General features: G+C 50.0%; 15 protein-coding genes and 1 pseudogene. 10 read left to right on the forward strand and 6 right to left on the reverse strand.

Going from position 1 to position 19,392, the window contains the following annotated elements; translation table 11 throughout:
* Positions 1–109: 109 nt before the first annotated feature.
* The 3 genes from O3298_RS15010 to O3298_RS15020 form a co-directional block, all read right to left on the reverse strand.
* Entirely contained in the window at positions 110–2,590 is a 2,481-nt protein-coding gene (locus O3298_RS15010; RefSeq protein ID WP_305059888.1) for an AAA family ATPase, read from the reverse strand.
* A 391-nt stretch (positions 2,591–2,981) separates the two neighbouring features.
* Positions 2,982–3,560: a hypothetical protein gene (locus O3298_RS15015; RefSeq protein ID WP_305059889.1), complete on the reverse strand. Its 579-nt coding sequence runs from the start codon at positions 3,558–3,560 to the stop codon at positions 2,982–2,984.
* Positions 3,561–3,911: 351 nt separating this feature from the next.
* A complete protein-coding gene (locus O3298_RS15020; protein ID WP_305059890.1) occupies positions 3,912–4,178 on the reverse strand; it encodes a hypothetical protein in 267 nt (88 codons plus the stop codon).
* Positions 4,179–4,779: 601 nt separating this feature from the next.
* Here O3298_RS15020 and O3298_RS15025 point away from each other — a divergent pair.
* The 5 genes from O3298_RS15025 (at position 4,780) to O3298_RS15040 (ending at position 8,997) form a co-directional block, all read left to right on the forward strand.
* On the forward strand, positions 4,780–5,316 hold the full coding sequence (locus tag O3298_RS15025; RefSeq protein ID WP_305059891.1) for a hypothetical protein: 537 nt from the start codon (positions 4,780–4,782) through the stop codon (positions 5,314–5,316).
* A gap of 464 nt (positions 5,317–5,780) precedes the next feature.
* Positions 5,781–6,158 (forward strand): hypothetical protein, encoded by a 378-nt coding sequence (locus O3298_RS15030; RefSeq protein WP_305059892.1) that lies wholly within the window; start codon positions 5,781–5,783, stop codon positions 6,156–6,158.
* Positions 6,159–6,426: 268 nt separating this feature from the next.
* Positions 6,427–7,296, forward strand: coding sequence for a hypothetical protein (locus tag O3298_RS15035; protein ID WP_305059893.1), 870 nt, complete (start codon positions 6,427–6,429; stop codon positions 7,294–7,296).
* Positions 7,297–7,730: 434 nt separating this feature from the next.
* A complete protein-coding gene (locus O3298_RS29180) occupies positions 7,731–8,024 on the forward strand; it encodes an SOS response-associated peptidase family protein (protein WP_369811616.1) in 294 nt (97 codons plus the stop codon).
* A 19-nt stretch (positions 8,025–8,043) separates the two neighbouring features.
* A complete protein-coding gene (locus O3298_RS15040; RefSeq protein WP_305059894.1) occupies positions 8,044–8,997 on the forward strand; it encodes a restriction endonuclease in 954 nt (317 codons plus the stop codon).
* Here the strand turns inward: O3298_RS15040 and O3298_RS15045 are convergent.
* The 3 genes from O3298_RS15045 to O3298_RS15055 are packed head-to-tail and all read right to left on the reverse strand — an operon-like array spanning position 8,994 to position 13,713.
* Entirely contained in the window at positions 8,994–10,154 is a 1,161-nt protein-coding gene (locus O3298_RS15045; protein ID WP_305059895.1) for a hypothetical protein, read from the reverse strand. The two genes, O3298_RS15040 and O3298_RS15045, sit on opposite strands and share 4 nt — an antisense overlap.
* 24 nt (positions 10,155–10,178) lie before the next feature.
* Entirely contained in the window at positions 10,179–10,877 is a 699-nt protein-coding gene (locus tag O3298_RS15050) for a GNAT family N-acetyltransferase (RefSeq protein ID WP_305059896.1), read from the reverse strand.
* A 52-nt stretch (positions 10,878–10,929) separates the two neighbouring features.
* Complete coding sequence (locus O3298_RS15055; RefSeq protein ID WP_305059897.1) at positions 10,930–13,713, reverse strand: UvrD-helicase domain-containing protein; 2,784 nt, start codon at positions 13,711–13,713, stop codon at positions 10,930–10,932.
* 132 nt (positions 13,714–13,845) lie between these two features.
* Between O3298_RS15055 and O3298_RS15060 the strand changes: the two genes are divergently transcribed.
* The 5 genes and pseudogenes from O3298_RS15060 to O3298_RS15080 all read left to right on the forward strand — a co-directional run.
* On the forward strand, positions 13,846–14,694 hold the full coding sequence (locus O3298_RS15060) for an abortive infection family protein (protein WP_305059898.1): 849 nt from the start codon (positions 13,846–13,848) through the stop codon (positions 14,692–14,694).
* Positions 14,695–15,077: 383 nt separating this feature from the next.
* Complete coding sequence (locus tag O3298_RS15065) at positions 15,078–15,701, forward strand: hypothetical protein (protein ID WP_305059899.1); 624 nt, start codon at positions 15,078–15,080, stop codon at positions 15,699–15,701.
* Positions 15,702–15,774: 73 nt separating this feature from the next.
* On the forward strand, positions 15,775–16,689 hold the full coding sequence (locus O3298_RS15070) for a hypothetical protein (RefSeq protein ID WP_305059900.1): 915 nt from the start codon (positions 15,775–15,777) through the stop codon (positions 16,687–16,689).
* A 1,228-nt stretch (positions 16,690–17,917) separates the two neighbouring features.
* Positions 17,918–18,409: a hypothetical protein gene (locus O3298_RS15075; RefSeq protein WP_305059902.1), complete on the forward strand. Its 492-nt coding sequence runs from the start codon at positions 17,918–17,920 to the stop codon at positions 18,407–18,409.
* A gap of 723 nt (positions 18,410–19,132) precedes the next feature.
* Positions 19,133–19,339: pseudogene (locus tag O3298_RS15080) on the forward strand (transposase domain-containing protein); the annotation flags it as partial.
* Positions 19,340–19,392 lie beyond the last annotated feature (53 nt).

The raw sequence follows: 19,392 nt of genomic DNA on the forward strand, positions 1-19,392 counted from the left end.
AGCCCGCCCATCATTTGCTTGAAGCGCTCGATGAGATTGCTGATTTTGTTCACTGGCGGTGGAATTGCCGGCATGGCTGGCCCAGTATGGTATTCAGTTGCGCCACTCGCTATGCAACGACATAAATCCCCTTCCCTAGTTTTACAACGTTTTCTGCCCTTAGATGTACGTTGATTGCCAACGCAACAGTGCTACGCCATCTGGCGCTGTTAAAACCAAGCTCCTCTAAGTCTTGGTGATAGGTTCCTATTGAAATCTCGGAGAGTTCGAATTTCGTACCTGCGGACAGCAGCATTAGCCATGCGGTGACAAGAACCTGTGCTGCGCGATAGATTGCACTTTCTCCTGACGGCTCAAATCTATCAAATACCTGAGGTTGACGGTTGTTCCTGAAGGCATACTCTCCCAATGCCGCAGTCGCGAGAAAAAATGGTAGTTCGTTTCTCGTCGCCAGTATTTCGCTCCAGGAGGATGAGTTCAATAGGGAACGAATTTTTTCATCGAAGTCAATCAGTTTTAAAGCCAATCTTTGCGTTAGTGAGGTTGTTTGGTTTCCCATATCCCCATGGCAAACGAGGCACGAACGCGCAGGCCATGTTGCTGGAGTCATACGATCACAGGCGACACAATATTCCAAGTCCAACTCTCTAAAGTACGCTTCTTTGTCCGAGTCAGCGCGTGCCAAAACGACGCTTCGCAGAGAGTCTTCGAACCATGTTAATGCTGGCCACGGATGTGAGCGAACTAAGTGTTCAAGCCACAGAGACATCGAACTCCCCCGCTCATGTTGTACCAGCCAGCATTCCAAGGAGTAGCACCACGTCAGATTGATGGTCTCAATCCCCGTGAGTTTTTTTGTCTGATGACCGGCCAACAGTGTTCTAGGGTGTAGCCTGTGCCTTATGTTGGTCAGCGCATTGATGTTTGCAGGCATTGTGAGGATTTTTTCCAAAAAGCCTCTCGCCCCGGAACGCCCAATATATTCCGCAGAAAACATTGACATGCAAACGGTCGTGGCCCGGGAATATGCGCAAAATAATTCTATGTCTGATAGCTCTTCTGCGCATATGATCATGACGATGGGTGACTCCATGCCGCGAAAACGAGAAATTGCCTGAACCTGAATGCCATCATGTTCAAGCAAGAAATGCTGTATTGACTTGGGTAATCGTTCGAATCCGAATTTGCTCAACACAGTGATTTCACCAGGTGCGATTCCTCGTTCAAACAAGTCGCCAGTGATGATAGGCAAGACATCCTCCCAGTGCTCCACAACCATCTCTCTAACGGTATCAATCTCTAGCATGCGGGGAGTGCTTAACTGCAATTGAGTCGATCGAACCTCTTGCAAGCGATCGGTGACAGCTTTCGGCATGCGCATTACTACTGTCATGTGAAAAGGCAGGACACCATCGAGTAAAGTGCTAAGTGTTGCCAGTGTCGTAGAGTCCTTCTCAAACGCAAAAACCTGGGTTTCATCACAAAGCGCAATCATTTGACGATCTGCAAACCAGGTGGCAAGTACTGCGCACCAACGAGGTTTCAATGCCTGCGCTTCGTCCAAGATCAGTGAATCATATGAATCAAGAAGACCTTGATCAATTGCCGCCGAGAGATCCCCGACGCAATCACCTTGACTCCATTCACGAAACTCTGCATCGTCCAATAACGACAATCCCAATTTCGATCTAGCAATTCGGCACAATTTATGCCATGTTAAAACCGTGCAATTCGTCTCATTCAGCTGATTTCCCCAGTACTCACTTAACAGTGAATTGAACGTCAAGACGAGCACACGACGTCCAGCTTTGTGAAGCCGGCGCGCTGCTTCGATTCCAATCAGCGTCTTACCAGTTCCTGGCCATCCGGTTACAATAAATTTTTCTGACGTCAAAATTTTGTTGGTTACCGATGCCTGTTGAGGCGTAAGTCTCAACCAAAAATGGTTGTCATATTGAACCTTCAGCCCCCAATCTGGAGTGCCGTCAAAGTTAGGGCATAGCGCCTTTACTAGCTGTGCGATTTTTACGGGGCCAAGTGGCCGTGTCTGCAGCGCTCTCCCCCAGTACCTCATCAATCCGAGTACTTTCGCGCCCAGGTCAACCATGGCGCTCATATCAAGCACTATGGATTGACTTTCTTCTATACTTGCATCTACAAGGGATGGCGGAAGGCTATCAGTTGGCAGTGAGCTATCCGGAAAACACATGGCATATCCAATACGGCATCGTAGCGAGCTGTTGCCTGCGAGCCAGCGTGCAAGGCCGTGGACGTTATCACGGGTTTGCTTTACAACGCCAATATGTTGATTATTTCGCATTAATACAAAAGCCGCACCTTCAATCCTGTAGCGCCCCCCCTTTACTTCGATTGCCAAAATACCAAGATCGGGATGCAGGATTAGGAAATCAATTTCACCTGTGGGCGGCCTAAATTCTCCGCCAAGTTGACGAACTGCCGCCGAAAGCCAAGGTAGACTGTGTATAACGATGAAATCGTCGGAGAGTTGCGACTTAAGCTGACTGTAAACGAGAGGTTCACTCGGGCTATCAGTTTCCGCAGGCCCAAAATCGGGAATCATTTTTGCCATGAGCTATTCATTTTTTTTGCATTACTCAATTTTTTGGGGGCATTCAACGTGATTCGCTACCAGTAGCTTAGACTCTCCTGATCCATGGTTCTTGAAAGAGGAGAACCCAATGGAGTGTGTTAGGGGCCTGGGTGTCCGGCTAGGTACCTGGTGCGCATTCTGGTAGCTGCCTAATCTAACGACGAGATCGGGGCTGGTCTGTCATCCTCCTACCTTGCATAGGCTTCTGCCGCGCTCGAGCAAGAGCTGCTTGTGTTTCGGCGGGTTCAGGCGCTGTCGCGAGGTTTGATTGCTACGGCTCAGCGCTGCGATGGCTTGAGTTGGAGCGCGCCATCCGTTCCTTGAGTTGGATATCGGATAGCTTGGCAAACCCAAGTTATTCGCTGTAACGTTATCCTTTAATGCCGAAGTCGGCGGTTTTGATCTTTGCCATTCGCCCGTCAGGATGGTGCCAAACAACGCCCTCAATGAGCCTTGTCGCCAGATAATCGCGGATTCCCTCGAAGGTGCGCGGGCAATCTTCGAGTATGTCGCGCCCATGAGGCACAAGAATGTGTTCGGTTAAGTTTTCAGGATTAGGGCCATGCCGTGTGCCAATCTTCGGGCCGCATACCTCATAGGTACCATCGGGAACCGACAGGTTGTGAAACAGGTTTTTGCTACCCCATGCAATTCCCTCCATGATTCTGGCAGAATCAGGGCCGATAGCTGGTACCCACCCCGGCCAATGTCCGCTGACAGGGTCGGATTCAGGCTGAGCTGGAACAAATTCGGGCGGTGGCTTGCGCCCAGCTTTGGCATCGTAACGTTTAAATACCTTACCCGATTCCACCAGGACGGCCATCCCGTCCCATTTGCGCGTAGCTACGCCATGCCCTTCCATTACCCATTCCGATCCTGGCACCACCTCGTTGCGAACGCAGCGGTCGCCATCATAGTTGCGCTGAAAAACTGAAGCGATCTTTTTCACGTATTTCCAATACAAAATTAAAAAGTCGAGTATGTTAGTTTGCAATCAATAGTAGATGATACCCCAGCCGCCGTCGAAATTGAATTGCCGGAAACTTTTGCATTCTGGTCAGGCCACACAGATTTAGGATAGGGAGATGGAGCAGTTGATATTTGGTTGCTTAAAGTTTAACCAATTCGGCAAAGGCGGTTAGATGTTGATATGTGCCCACAATCCGAAATGCTGTCACAGGATTGGTAGCAAGCCTATTCTAGTCGATTACAAAAAGAAGCTGCTTAATCGGCTAGTCAGAACTTAGTGAGCTCGTGGCAGTTCAACACTCATGCGACACCTAGCCAACGATGATGTATGTCAAGGGAGAGGTAATTTTCTTCGAAAAATTCCATTGCCAACCTTGTATGTATCTGAAATTATGGCGCCCTTCGGAAATTTTTCATCATTGCAGGGTAATTCGCAATCTATTGTTGCGATCCGCTCAAACTCATTAAGATCAATTTCAGTTGAGATGGATGCATTAATCGGGTATTCAGAGTTCGGTTGGCTCCATGTGCCGTCTGATCTTTTTGATACACGCTCTGCTTTTGTCATCATGATATTTTCTCCTTGTTCATGTTCCACATTTCCTTCCTCGTTGATTGCTTCAGTCGTGCGAGACCTATAGATTGATAATACGTTAGGACTGTCACGTAGGAGAGGAGCTGAAGGTCTCGAGTCTTGCCTTCCTGGAGGAAACTAGATATGGATCGTCAGGTGAATCTTCCTGCCAGAGGCTCGGGTACCGGCGGCTCCACACCAAAATAGACACTTGCCCGGGCCGCTTGATTAATCGCCATCAGTAGCTTAACCACTCCTGATCCTCGGTTCTTGAGAGATGGAACACCAATGGATCGTGTTAGGTGCTGCCAAGCACCTGGTGTGCGATCTCGTAGCTGCCTGCTCCAACGCCGAGACCGGGTCTGGCCTGTCTATCCCCTGCCCTGCAGAGACTCATACGGCGCACGAGCAAGAGCTGGTTGAGCTTCGGCGCGTTCCTGCACTAACGTTCACATGGCAAAACGCCTTGCGACGGTAATCTCGGGGCCCACGGGGCACTGCGCAATCGATTCGAGTTATCTCTCGCATAACTTCCACTCTGAACGATGCATTTAAGTTAAAGTGTTGCGTTGACCGATTGAATCTGCAGCCAGAAGCGGTCACTCGACGTATCCCTTGGAAACAAATGCAGATGGAAGTTAAATTTCTCAGTCTTGGCGAGCAAAGTGAACATGGTCGCGTCCTTGTTGCTCGCGGCCCAACCTCAGAATCCAACATTGTTGCCAGTGTCTTGATCGCTCACCATAGTGCGCCGGTGACTCGCGTAAACATTCTTGCCAGCGCAGGCTACTCATGCTTTCAGAGCACACGTTTCGCTGAGGGCATCGTTTACATCGGCTTTGGGCAGTTCGTGTTCGTCGTTGATCTTTACCTTGGAGAAGTTCGTCGCCATCAGCTGGACGGTTACTTTGGCCATTTGTACGATTCGCGCGACCTTGAGAACCTAAATAGCCGCATCGCAGTGCTTGTAACTTCGGCATCTGAAGTTCTTGCTTTTGACCATACAGGAGGTCTGATCTGGGAGCAGTCGCCGCTTGGGATCGACGGTGTAGTCCTTCACGATGCGAGCGCGGGTCAGATTCGTGGTGATGGTGAATGGGACCCACCAAGCGGCTGGCGCCTATTTAGCCTAGTTCCAGAGTCAGGAGCAATACTTCAATGACCGGTATGGGGCGGTAGCGGACGGTGCCATTGAATCGCCGCCAGTAGCTTTGACTCTCCTGATCCATGGTTCTTGAAAGATGAAAAACCGATGGCTTGTGTCCGGACCTGGGTGTCCTCTGAAGCACCAGGTGTGCGATCTCGTAGCGGCTTGATCCAACGATGTGTCGGGTCTGGCCTGTCTATCCCCCCTGCCCTGCAGAGACTCCTGCCGCGCTTGAGCATAAGCTACTTAAGCTTCGGCAGGTTCGTGCATTAACGTTCCCGCAGCAAAACGCCTTGCGACGGCAATCTCGGGTTTTGCGAGTCGCGGCGCTATCGATTCGAGTTCCGTTTCGCATCATTTCCACTCTGCAACGATGCATTTAAGTTAAAGTGTTGCGTTGATCGATTAAATCCGCAACAGCAACCGGCCAGACGCGGTCTTCTATCCCATCCTTAAAAGACACAAGGTACTCTGAAAAAATGGATAAGCTCACTGTAGTTTTGGTCGATCCACCAGATGAAGAAGCCGCGTCAGTTACTCTGCGCAGCGAGAAAGGTGAGCTCGTCGTGTTTTGCCATCCGTGCAGCTTAGAGGCGGGCGACGTTATCGAAAATCGCTTATCGGTTCTAGATGCAGATGTCCACGCCACATACCTGGCTGACTGGCCAGAAAGCGAAAAAGAGGCATTGTCTACGGAGTGGATTGAACGTACCGGACATTACGCATATCGTGGGCGCGGGCATGTGCTCGATCATGGGGACGGTCTGGTCGAGGTACAAGGATTTTTTATCGACATGGGTGCATTATGCGTCGGGCACGTCGACTTCGAAATCAGTCGCCTTGATTTAAGCACGTGAATTCTTCAGTGGAAATTTTTGATCTTCTTCATTGAAAGCGTTTTCTTTAGCATGAAACTTGTCGACGACGGGATCCGTCCAAAAGTGGACCTCATTCGCGACGACAACAGCAATAATAAACAACCTGACGATGCATTTATCAATGAAAGTCGTTTGAATCATCCCTTTCGTAGAAACGATATTTCTGGCGGCACCTTATTCCGAAAGCTGTATTCCGGTACTGCCCCATCTTCTGAACGTAGCATTAAATTTTTCGAAATGAGAACACATGACACTTGTCGTTGCATGGACCAGGACAACTCAAACTGGGCGGGAACTGTGGATGATGTCGGACAGTCGACTAAGTGGAGGAAAAAACTGGGATTACGGCCCCAAAATATTTGGGATAGGTCGCAGCGATGGGATAATTGCATTCGCCGGAGACACAGCATGGACTTACCCACTGATTGCGCAGATCTCATCCTACATCGAGTCATTCGTAGATCTTCGAGATAGGGCATTAGATCTCATTGATGCCTACGACCTTGTCATTCAAATGCTCAATGAATCACTGAGCTTCGTATCCAAGCCGGCGCACCCCTCGATGAAAGTACCTGAATGTTCGTTTATCTTTGCTGGCTATTCTGCACGCAGAAAAGACTTCTTCGTTCGTCGCATCGTTTTCCACCCAACACGCCTTCTTTTCGAAAGCAGATCCGCACGAGGAATTGGCGGGGAAATCATCACGCACATTGGGGACAAAGATCCGATGAGTGCTATGGTGCGCCATATAGCCGAACGTCGAAAAAAATCCAAGACTAGAGGTGCAAAGCTGGACATGCAGCCGGCAGAGGCCTTCTACGCCGTCCTTTCGTCGAAGCAATTCTCGGAGATCGGTGGCGCTCCGCAGGTGGCGAAGGTGTATCAAAATATGAGCCAAAGGCACTTAGGCGTTTACTGGCCTCAAGATGTGGAAAACCACGAACAGAACATATATCTTCGTGGCCGGCGCTTAAAAAAATTCGACGTGCTAGACCATCCTTGGGTATATGAGCCCTCCTCTGCTCGATTGTTCTGGCATGATTTCTCTCCGGATACCAGAAGAGAAAACTCCCTAGTGCAGCCAGAACTCGTGGAAGGCAGGCTGGTAGCAATTTAGGTTGTCTCGAAATTTAAAGCTGGTCCAAGTTTCGTTAAAGCCATCTATCGCGCAGGTATTTAGCGAAGTAAGGATTGAGTCGCCACCAGTAGCTCAGCCTCTCCTGGTCCATAGTTCTTGAAAGATGAAAACCGATGGATCGTGTTGGAGGCTCGGTGTCCTGCTAGGCTCCTGGTGCGCAATCTCGTCGCTGCCCGAGCCAACGACGAGATCGGGTCTGGCCTGTCTATCTCCCCTGCCCTGCATAGACTCCTACCGCGCACTAGCAAAAGCTATTGGAGCTTCGGTGGAATCCACCATGAACTCTTCCGTGGCTAAACCCTTTGCAAGGTTAATCCCGGGGTCCGCGGTGCGCGGAGCAGTCGATTCGATCTACCTCTCGCATAATTTCCACTCCGCAACGATGCATTTAAGTTAAAGTGTTGTGTTGATCGATTTCCCCGCAGCTAACCAAGGATACCGAACACAAAGCCTTCACGATCATCACTGACGACGCTTTAGGGGGCATGGCGGATGCCCATGACCACCGGCCAGTTGCGCTAAGTCCCGAAGACGCTCAAACTTGGATGATGGACACGTTCACGCCTGAGGAAGCGAACGACTTCATTTTGAACAGAGCCTTGGGCCCTGAATTCTTTGAGTGGTATGAGGTGGACAAAGTCGTGGGCAACTCAAAAAATGAAAGTCCGATGTTCGCAAATCCAATTCGTAAGGACGAACTTTTCTAAGCATGTATCGGGACAAACTTTGAATAGCACTATCAGCAGCGCACACATCAAGCCAACTACGATCAGATTTATCAAGCTGGGTGAAAAAGGCATGTGGGAACGGTCCTGCATTGAGGACGGCACAATACGTCTTGGATATGACAGCCCTCACCATCAAGACTGTTTAGCTCGCCGCTGGGACATCGTCTACAAGTACTGGTTCAACTTCAGAAGTGGCAACCACAAAAAAGGCACAGCGACCCGCGACATTAATCAGGTCCGAGACTTCTACGAGCTGGACACCAACACCCTCTGGTTCACCTTCTACAATCGCAAGCTGTGGTGGTGCTTTGCTCAGCCTGAAGTCACCGAGCTTGAAGACCTGAGCCGCATCCGTTATACCTTAAACGGCTGGTCCTCAGTAGATGTCACCGGAAGGGATTTGAGCATCCTGAACATTGACGGCCGCGTGACGAAAGTTCAAGGATTCCGGGGAACCATATGCGGCCTGGAAGAGATGGGCGAATACTTGGTCCGTCGCATAAACGGACTGACGCCGATTGATGTCATTGAAGCTGAAACACACCTTGACGGCCTCGCTCAGTCCATCAAGAACCTAGTTCATGGGCTGCACTGGAAGGACTTTGAACTACTCACTGACCTCATCTTTACGCAAGAAGGCTGGCAGCGAACTTCCGAGCTTGGCAAGACAGAGAAAGACATTGACCTTGACATGTTCTCACCAGTGACCCGTCGGCGCGCTTTCGTCCAAGTGAAGTCCAAGGGCGATATCAACGTCCTCAATAAAACCATAACCGCGTTTGAAGGCATGGAGGGATTCGATGAGCTGTTCTTCGTCATACACTCGCCCGACGCCAGCATTCGCAACTACATCAGCACCGACAGGCGCATCAACGTCATTGACGATGACCGTATTGCAGACCTCGTTATAAACGCTGGCTTAGTTCGTTGGCTCATCAACAAACGCAGCTAGTCAGGCCAGTCACTTGAGAGCTTGAAAACATCGGCAAAAGTCACTTCACCACCTCGCTCTATCTTCATATCGGCGCCTACCCTGGCATGAGGGAACTGATCCAAAATCGCAGGTAAGGCATGCAACGCCCAAGGGTTGAAATATAAAGTTCCCTTGCGGCGCGCCGCGGTATGAAAGCTCAGATCATTGAAGAACCAAGCACCACTTACCCTTGTCGCTCGTGGACCTTTGGGACCAATCCACAAACCATTTTTGGCTCTGCTAAAGTCCGGTTCTCCATCACCCTCAATCGGAAAGTGAAACTGTTCTTGACCGAACAGCGCCTGCATTTCATCAATATCAGATAGGTTGAATGCAGAGAAGTTCACTGCGACCAAAAGGGGATGCTCCAGCTCACCATATCGCTGTCCCTTCTCCTTCAACGACTCTCTCAATGGAGTCCATGAATCCACCACGCCGCCGCCCCCATCAATGAGTCCTATGAGCTGCTTTGCTGTTCCTCTTTTTTCAGGAGGGATAGGTATCGGCTGAAATGAAACCGTCCAATCTTCATGAGGAATGTCACGCTTCGGAGCAGTGGCAAAAAAGCTGGCGTGGTGTTCCGCCTGGATCTGGTCAGGATCGAGCGTGTTCAACCAGGTATGAACCTCATGAAGAATCTTTTTGCCTGAAGGTTGAGTAGTCGGCACCCCCCTAGTTGAGAACGTCACACGGAAATTATCATGCGGCCGAGTGTTGAGCTTATCCATGACGGTACCAATCATGGCCTTTACTGCTGGGTTCTCACCCTTGTCCTCTTTTGAAAGCACAGCTTCAAGTAAGAACTCGCTCCCATCAGGCGCAACTACATGGAAGTCAGGTTGCTTCTTTGAGCCGTTCTTCAGCTCAGGATGAGGCTCAAGAGTGTAGCCAAGACGCCTGAGGTAGTTGAAGATCAAAACCTCAAAACTAGCAGATCGAAAATCTACCTCGTTGCCACGAGTGAGGCGAGCCACCACTTCATCAATGCCCTTTGCCGGATACTGAGCAAGCAGCTCTTCCACGAAGTTGCGGACCACTTCAAACTCTGGCCGCGCCGACCGGTCAAGGAAAGCAAAACTACCTTCCGCGTTCGCCTTCGGGCTGCTGTCAGTCCGTTCGTAATTTTTGAAGATCATAGGTCAAAGCGCCACGCCGCACTGTTACGTTGAGGGGTTGGATTTTTTAGCCAAGACGAATGCCTCAGCCGCTTGCGCAGCTTTTGTATTTTGTTGATTGAACGCAGTCAATCCAGCAGAGAAGTTGTTCCCCATTTTTGCTGATATAAGCTGTTTTGCTGATCTGAAAGCTGGCAGAGTTATCAGTTCTTCCGTACTAAGGTGGACAATTTTCCCGTTGAGAGGACCAGTCAGCATGAGGACGTGTGAACCGAAGCTTTCTTCAACTTCAAAACCAAATTTCTCGTAGAGGGGGACTAGTTCAATCGGGCAGTCAATCGCGGCAGCCGGATAGTGCTCGAGAATCTCAGTCATAATCGCTCTGAACACACCTTGGCCCCGGTATTTTTGATCTACTGCGATATACACGATAGTAGCAAAAGTGTAGGCCGGTGCGCGTGGTTTGTACGAGGCAAAGCCCATAAGCTGATGTGGAGAGACGCTATCATCAAGCATGAAGATAGCCTCACCTTTTGTTGTAATGCCGTCTGCCGAATATGGTTTCTCTAACAGATCGAAATCATGTTTAAGCCTAGTCGTCACTTCTGCTTGTGCAATGGTGGCAAAGGGATCATTTTCAACAATGTGAAAGGCAGACAAATCAACTGCGTTATCAATGGCGATTTGAGTCGCTGCCTTTTTCAAAGCACCGGAAATACCACGAGACAGACGAACGAGTTTCATATTCACTTCCTGAAAATTGAAAAATTAAAAACCGTTGCTGCGCACAGATTATTCATGTATTGGTGAGCTTAGTTTTGACGGCTACTTTGGGGATTTTGACTGTGTGCTTACAAGCTGGGTATGCAGTACATCCAATGAAGTCACCGTATTGACCAGATTTCGCTTTCAGCGTGCCTGTCTTACATTTAGGGCATTTCACGACCTTTGATTTCTTGCTGTCCATGCTGCGCACTTCAAGCTTGAGATCTTTTACCAGCTCAAGAACGAACGGCGAAACCATACGGTCCACGGTGAATATAGTTACCGACCGACGCGCACGAGTGAGGGCAACATAGAACAATCGGCGTTCTTCTGCATACGGGTAATCGTCACCTGATGGCATAGCAAGTTGAAGTACGGGATCATCTTCAATCATACTCGGAAACGCGGAATATTTGTTGACCATACGCGGCAAAATTACGTAGTCAGCCTCAAGGCCCTTGGACCCATGCATCGTTGAAAACCGCAACTCAATAAAACTGCCAAAATCTTTTTTCCAGTCATCAGGAATGAATTGATCGTCCTTCTTGTAACGACCGAGAACGAAGACCGAAATCAAACCTTTACTAGCTGGGGCAACGGCTCCACTCTCGATCCCTTTGCAAAGTTCGGCCAGCACCTTATGAATACTCTCCTGAATTTTCTTGTTGCTCTCCACTTGGAAAACTTGAAGTGGCGGGGCAAACTCAGGCCTGTTGGACGCGACTTTTTTCTTCAACTGCGCCTTATTCTTGCCCACAAAATTACTGGAAATATCGCACAGCGATTGTGGGCATCGGAAGGTTCGCTCAAGCTTCACTATCTCGCCTTTACCGAACTTCTTCTCAAAATCCGTCATTACCGAAATGTCAGATCCTGCGAAACGATTTATGCTTTGCCAGTCGTCACCAACTGCGAACAGGAAGCGTCCTGACTGCTTGACCAACGCGCTGGACATCCTTGCGCGAGCATGTGATGCATCTTGAAATTCATCAACCATGACCAGTTCAAAAGGTGATTCCCATTGGCCTTTTTCTAAGTGACCAGAAGCCATGTTGAGCATGTCTTCAAAATCAATGAAGCTCTTCGCTTTGAGACTATCGTCCCAAGCCTTACGAATGTCCTTAAACAAATCTAGGAAGATCATGTGACGATAAGCAAAGTTGTTCAACCCATTGGCAGCCACCCGCGCGGTGAGATCTTCATGAGAGAGAACGTTGCTCTTCACGTGTGTCAGGAAGGTGCGGAATTTTCGCACTAGCTGTTCATGTTCAATAGGCTCCCCACCCTTTGCCGGCCTGTCAGGATTAGGGTCCAGCTTGATACCCCTTTTTGTCAGCTCGGCCTCCAAGATGTCAAACGCCTGACCGCTACGGATATCAGCGGAGGTCGTCTCCATCAGGGACGTTTTGTGCTGCCTATGCGTCTGCCTCTTCCAGACAACGCCATCCATGTAGCCCTCAAACTCGGGGGGTGCTTTGCCATTTTCATCAAGAGCGAAATGCTCATGATAGAGCTTGATTTCTGGGTAGTAGAAGTCAGGATAATATTGGCGGCGGTCAGCCGTAACGGTAGGGTGTTCATACTCTGGTTCGTATGTGTACTCAACGCCGTTATAGAACAACCAGTCAGCAATCAAGCGCTCGCCCTGGCTTTTGACGACTTCATTATTCAGCGTGGGAAAAACTTGTGCCCCTGCCTTCGGATTCCAGTCGTCATGCGACTCATCTTCTTTCCCGAATTTTGGCAAGTCGCGGCTGAACACAACACGGAACATGTCCCATTTCACGCGAAATGATTTATCCTTATCTTTGAGTTCATCGATGAGCTTCGACAAATGTTCAATGTCTTTGCCATTCGTCACCCAAGACGCAGGAGTCGGCTTTTCCTGTGTGGCCTGACCGATGACGTATGCACCGAAAGCATGGAAGGTCATTGCTACAATCGATTCGGCCTTCAACCCGAGCGGCCCCAATCTGTCAATGGCACGTTGTTTCAGTTCCTCAGCAGCATCCTTGTTGAAGGCAAGCAGAAGAATTTTGTCAGAGGTGAAAAACTGTCGGCGCAACGCATAGCCGGCCTTCGCAACCATCGTCGAGGTCTTGCCCGAACCAGCAGACGCTATCGTTAAAACACGGTTGTCAAAGCAGATCACAGACTTGATTTGTTCATCGGTCAGTGGCGACTTCTCAACAGTGTCAAAGTATTGTTTATGGGTGACGGTCTCAGACTTCAACAGAGCCGCATTCTGTTCACGCGCAATAGCCAACAGGTCAGCATCCATAAGGCGCACTGACGCCCTAGTTGTCTCATCTTTCGCATCGAATGCCTTGCTCACGTAGCCAACCTTAAGAAGTTCCGCAAGAGCTGTTTTTTCGTCTACGGGGATTGAGTTCTTCCAACCAGTAACAGTTTGATGAGTGATCCAGATCAGGTCATTTTTATGCGAAGTGAAGGAGGCGCCAACTGCATCACGCCAAACACGCACGACCGCCAAGCAGGTATCCAACTTCTGAAGCTGCTTTGCCATTTCCCCTTCAAGCAGGATAGCGCGATGTGCTTCATCGAAGACAAGCTTCATGTTAGCGGCTTGTTCATTCGGTATGCCGTCCAGCGCGACAGTAGCGTCTTGGCCTAACCGAACCTTTATGGATGACCAGAGCAATCCTGGAGTTACGCTAACAGCATCTTTGGAGAGTTCTGCCGAACGCCTAATTGTGGTGCTAATGACAGAAATCTGGCCCTCATGAAGCGACACTCGCCAGCTATCCGATTTAGTAAAAAGCAAGCCTGGCGCACTTGGACCCCACGAAACCATTGATACACCCTGTTGTCAAAACCTGAAGTCCAAATGTTACCACCTTGCATCATTTTTGAGGGATTAGTGAGAAAAAGACATCTCTGATAAAGTGGTGGCACGTCTTCACGGGACTTCAAAACCAATATAATTATGAAACTGACATCATTCACCATCCAGCACCTCGCCAAGATGATCTCAGGCGATACACCAGGCTGGCCGTACCGTAGTGGTCCCAAACTTGTCAGCTTCTTCAATGAGTACGGCTTTCGGGAGGTTTATGAACCGCCATTCCCCACTCGCTACATTTTCGCTGAGGATAAGCTCAAAGCACTGAACAACAAGGAAATACTGAAGGACATGTTCAAGGACTTGCTCGATGAAAGAAATTGGATCAATACCAACGCAACGCTTACCCCGCCTGAAGAATGTGCAAAAGAACTCAATGCCATAATTAAGCATGACAACCTTGAAGTAGTCAAAGACGGCCTATACTACAAAGTTCGCTTGCTCAGTGGTGGATTGATAGATCTTGAAGTACCCTTCAAAAAAGCTTCGGACATCACCGAGATAGCCATTGAAGAGCAAATCAAGAAGTGCCGAGACAAGATCAACTCTGAAGATTATGACGGTGCGATCACCAATGCCCGTTCACTTGTTGAAACGCTTCTGGTATCCATTGAAAAAGAACTTGACCCCAACGCTCCAGCACCCGACGGCGATATGGTGAAGGCTTTCAACCGCGTTCGTCATCTGCTCAATTTAGACCCAAGCCGCAAAGATATATCCGACGCACTGAAACAAGTTCTCACCGGCCTAAACTCAATCATCTACGGCCTCGCCACTATGCGCAACAAAATGGGTGATGCTCACGCCACGAGCTACCGACCAGCACGACACCATGCCAAACTTGCCGTCAACTCAGCAAAGACCTTGGCTGATTTCTTGTTTGAAACGATGGCATATCAGAAGGCAACGGGAAAGCTTAAAGCTAAAGAATAGATCGCCTCTGATATCCACATGTGAATCGCCACCAGTAGCTTAGACTATCCTGATCCATGGTTCTTGAAAGATGAGAACCCAATGGATCGTGGTAGGGGCCTGGCCCCCCTGCCAGGCGCCTGGTATGCGATCTCGTAGCAGCCTGATCCACCGACGAGGCCGGGTCTGGCCTGTCTATCCCCCCTACCCTGCAGAGACTCCTGCCACGCGCTAGCAAAAGCTACTTGAGCTTCGGGAGGCTCATGCATTAACGTTCACGCGGCAAAATGCCTTGCGACGGTAATCTTGGGCTTCGTGTGTCGCGGAGCAATCGATTCAAGTACTTTTTCGCATCATTTCCACTCTGCAACGATGCATTTAAGTTAAAGTGTTGCGTTGATAGATTGAGCCCGCAGCCAGAAGCGGATACATGGATTCTCTTTGTGCTCTCGAAAATTGGGGTAACTTTGGTAAAGACAGATGAGCCAATGCTTCTGAAAAATTCACTTAAAATCGAAAAAGAATTTCGATCTTTCCTTCGTTTCAAATGCCTCAAGCTCAATTCGTTGATGCTGCCGCAGGCTTTCGAGGCGATGGAGGAATTTTGGGCGAGCCACACAGGTTTCGACGTACTAGCGCAAGCCGGAGACGGGATCGCTTGCTATGAGGATGTAACCGACCACGGGCGTGGAGGTCGTCTCGAAATAGGATTGGTTCGACTTCTTCGGGTTCCGCCTGATGATAGTGAGATCCCCTGGCCAACTCATAGATTACGGCTGCGTCTTTGCTACCGTTGGGATATGGACGTTATTACAAAAGTACTTCCTGCCGGAACCTGGTCTTTTGCCTGTTGGGATGCCGCTGAGCTGAACTTGTTCAAGCAATCAGTTTTCGATACTCCTGGATTTGCAACAATGGTAGGGAAAAAGCCCGCAGAGGTGAGCGTCTCGTTTGATACAGTCTCCTCACTGCCCCATATGCTTAAGCCGGAACCCGAGGCACGGCAAATGTGGTGGGGAGTACAGTAGTGTCGCATGCGCACGACGGGCATTGAGGCCTCAGCGCGCAAGACTGAACTTTCATTAAAGGTATTAAAAAGATATGCCTATTTTCGATCTCGTCTTGAATATCTATCCCTCCTCCCATCGCCAATGTTCAATTCGGATTGAAGGCGAGGCCACGGGATTGGCCACATTTGAGGCCCTTCCGATAGGCCTTCTTCCCCGCATTACACATACTTTGCCAGTCAAAAATGAACAGATGGCGGCACTCCATAGACGTTCTTCAGTCATGTTGATGGAGTGGGATGAACAGTGGCGTCAGCTTGGTTTGGATGGAGTTAGCATTGACGGAGTTTTCGATTCCTCGAGTTCGAAGCCTCAGTTTTTTTCGTTGTGGAGTCCAAAAGAAGGGTGCGCTGCACACACGATGCTGGCTGCTGTGTTCGACTGCTTTCCCTTTGACTGTTGTAGTGGACCAACTGGCGCACTGCTCGAGATTGTACGAAGCTATTTAGACCTGCAACCGCCCGTCAGCATCATCAGCTACAAGCCGATGCATCTTCGACTTGCACCGTGGGTACATGCAAATGACGCGTTCGAGGTCGAAAGCCATTTGCGAACGCTTGCCGATGACGCTGACTTGATAGTTGATGCGTCAGGTGTGGAGCGATTTTGTGGAGCGTTAACGCGGCTACTGCCTGTCGAGCATCTTCTGAAACGACGTGGGGAAGTACGCTGGATAGTAGGTAGCGAGTTTTCAAATGCTCTGATACAGGCTGGTGTTGCGCAGTCCATGATTGAAATTGCTCCAGTCATTCCGATCTCGCGCACGGGTGAACCGATAGTGCTCGGAGGTATTTTTGCGGGCTCATCAGACTTGATTTCTTTTGCCAAGGCCGGAGAAAGGATGCAATTGGTTCGCAGTTTTAGAAAAAAATACGCACTGACGATTGAGCAAGCGTCTAAGGCTGCAGCGGAGCTACTGGAAATTGTCGCATGCCATCCGGTGCTTTGATGGAAACGAAAGCGCATTTTTCTTCCCTCAATTTGCAATGGTGAATCGCCACCTGTCGCTTAGACTCTTCTGAACCATGGTTCTTGGAAGGTCAAAGTTCGATGGATCGTGTTTGTGCCCTGGGAGCCCTGCCAGACGCCAAGTGTGCGATCTCGTAGCTGCCTGATCCACCAACGAGATAGAAGCTGGCCTGTCTATCTCCCCTGCCCTGCAGAGGCTTCTGTCGCGCTCAAGCAAGAGCTGCTGTAAGCGTCAGTTCAGCGCCGTCTTGAACTTCTTGCTGGTCGCCGATCTGCGCTAGTATCTCGTCTAGCCACTCTTCAACACGGTTTATAAGGGAACGATGAATACTAACTCTAAACGGCAGGTCACCGAGGAAGAGGTCTTATATGTTGAGGAAGCATTTTCGGAGTATGAAGCAAAGGGACGTACGCGGAAAAAATGTCCCTGGTGCTCTGGAGAATTGAAGTTCAATGCTTTGGTCTCCGGTTACAGCATTCTATGCATCACCTGCGAGTTTAAGATATCAGCGCGTGGCGTATAGATTCGCCACCAAATGATATGGTAATCCCCCATTTTTAGATCGCGCTAAAAGTAGAGATTAAATGTTTAGTTTCGCGTGATCATATTCCTCGTCGCAGTATGGCCCTGTTCCGTGCCAGAACCGTGCTTGACGAGTTGATCGGCGGTTTGCCACCGAGATCGTCCCACCGATTGCAGCACATCGCATAAACCTCAGTCCATAAGCTCACGCATTCATCCCCAAGCCTGCCCCTCCCCGAACATCCGCCAGGAAATCAAGGAGTCTGGACTATCCGACCGCGAGGCTGCCACGGATGCCGGCAAGGCCAATGCTTCGCGTGTCCATCGGGCCTGGTTGCGTAGTCGTGGCATCACTTCAGGCGCGCGATCTCATAGCTGCCTGCTCCAACGCCGAGATCTGGGCTGGCCTGCCTATCCCCTGCCCTGCAGAGACTTCTGTCGCGCACTGGCATAAGCGAATTGAGCTTCGGCAGGTTCGTGCATTAATGTTTCCGCAGCAAAGCGCCTTGCGACGGCAAGCTCAGGTTTCGCGGGTCGCGGCGCTATCGATTCGAGTTCTCTTTCGCATCATTTCCGTTCTGCAACGATGCATTTAAGTTAAAGTGTTGCGCTGATCAATTGAATCCGCAGCCAGGTCCTGACGATCACTACGCATCGCCTTAGTACATTTCTATTTAAGAAAAATATGAAAAATTTCAACACGCTACTGTTTTTTATCTTGGCCATGCTCCCATTCCACGCGAATGCGGTTGACCAAGAAAGTCACAGTTTTGTTGCGGATCCTAACATCCAAAAAATTGCGGAAGCTTATGCTTTAGATGCCGTGGACTTGGCTAAAAGCCAGTTTGGTATGCAGCTAGATTGGAGTGATGCCAGCATTAAAAATGTCGAAAGAGCTTTGGTAAAGATGCACGCTTCTTACGTCGCTAAGACGCCGAGGCCCTCACAAGAGCAGGTGATGTTATTTGCCAAGGGGTTCGGTAGCTATGTTGGTGAGGTGTACCGCAGGAATTATGGCGCGGAGTGGGGCATGATTTCGATTAATGGCCAAAAATTCCCAGGACTTAGAACGAAGACAGGCACCAACTTTTGGCCATGGGGGCGAGTGGCAAAATTCATCACAGATGGGGACGAAAATAACGTCTTTGATTACTATCGAGAGCTCTTGAAAAAATGAGGCGATCGGCTCATTCCGGCCAGAAGCGACCATTCGAAGCAGCGTGCCAATGTGTGAGTTTTTCTGCTTGGCAATCCGCTATGCTCTGGTGCCGCTACCGGCCAGAAGCTACTGGCGACACAATGGTTCGAACAAGGCGTCTTATGCATAGTGAGAAGTGTCCAAAATGCAAATCGGCAAGCTGTGTCGTAGAGAAGTTGCTTCTCATCGGAGAAAAAAGCCCAAACGTGGAGCTTGTAGGATACCAGCGGCTCGACCAATTGGCGGTAGACGAACTGCAGGTCCAGTATCAGTCGGACGATCCATTGCGCCAATTTATTAAAGGCTGTTACTGCAACCATTGCAGCATCGGCTTTGTCCCCACCTGCTTTATCAAGCCGTCGGTCCTCAGGAGATAAGGCAGTAGGCAATGGCTCGGATCAGCTTTTTCTTGGTAGCGGTCTCGAGTTTCCGCTTTGGGGCGGAAGCGGACGGAGCCGGTTGCTGGCTTGAATCACCGAAGGTGGCTAGGCTACTCCTGATCCATGGTTCTTGAAAGATGAAAACCGATGGATCGTGTTGGGCATGGGCGTCTTGCCAGCCGCCTGGTGCGCGATCTCGTAGCAGCCTGATCCAACGACGAGATCGGGTCCGGCCTGTCTACCCTCCCTCCCCTGCAGAGACTCCTGTCGCGATTAAGCAAAAGCTGCTTGACCTTCGGCTACCGGCACTACCGGGACTACCGGCCGCCGAAGCCATCTGTACGCAGGCGGCGACAGTGGCGGCGAGCGCGCCGGCGTGATCTACTCGTTGTTCGGGATGGCCAAGTTCAATGGCGTCGATCCTGAGGCCTGGCTACGCCATGTGCTCATGCGCAGCGCTGACCACCGGGCCAGCCGGGTCGAAGAATTCCTGCCGTGGAACTACCTCCAGCAGATCAACCCTGCCTAAACAACACGCCGCTTCCCAGCGGTGTGACGCTATCATCGGTCCAATTGAATACC

Origin of the sequence: Janthinobacterium sp. SUN137, assembly GCF_030587265.1 — a bacterium.
Lineage (GTDB): Bacteria > Pseudomonadota > Gammaproteobacteria > Burkholderiales > Burkholderiaceae_D > Janthinobacterium > Janthinobacterium kumbetense.

What these genes read in the sequence shown, in the direction of transcription:
- O3298_RS15055 (WP_305059897.1), bottom strand. Translation starts at nt 13,713, where the DNA reads ATGGTTTCGTGGGGTCCAAGTGCGCCAGGCTTGCTTTTTACTAAATCG.
- O3298_RS15050 (WP_305059896.1), bottom strand. Translation starts at nt 10,877, where the DNA reads ATGAAACTCGTTCGTCTGTCTCGTGGTATTTCCGGTGCTTTGAAAAAG.
- O3298_RS15075 (WP_305059902.1), top strand. Translation starts at nt 17,918, where the DNA reads ATGAAAAATTTCAACACGCTACTGTTTTTTATCTTGGCCATGCTCCCA.
- O3298_RS15070 (WP_305059900.1), top strand. Translation starts at nt 15,775, where the DNA reads ATGCCTATTTTCGATCTCGTCTTGAATATCTATCCCTCCTCCCATCGC.
- O3298_RS15045 (WP_305059895.1), bottom strand. Translation starts at nt 10,154, where the DNA reads ATGATCTTCAAAAATTACGAACGGACTGACAGCAGCCCGAAGGCGAAC.
- O3298_RS15025 (WP_305059891.1), top strand. Translation starts at nt 4,780, where the DNA reads ATGCAGATGGAAGTTAAATTTCTCAGTCTTGGCGAGCAAAGTGAACAT.
- O3298_RS15010 (WP_305059888.1), bottom strand. Translation starts at nt 2,590, where the DNA reads ATGGCAAAAATGATTCCCGATTTTGGGCCTGCGGAAACTGATAGCCCG.
- O3298_RS15060 (WP_305059898.1), top strand. Translation starts at nt 13,846, where the DNA reads ATGAAACTGACATCATTCACCATCCAGCACCTCGCCAAGATGATCTCA.
- O3298_RS15035 (WP_305059893.1), top strand. Translation starts at nt 6,427, where the DNA reads ATGACACTTGTCGTTGCATGGACCAGGACAACTCAAACTGGGCGGGAA.
- O3298_RS15030 (WP_305059892.1), top strand. Translation starts at nt 5,781, where the DNA reads ATGGATAAGCTCACTGTAGTTTTGGTCGATCCACCAGATGAAGAAGCC.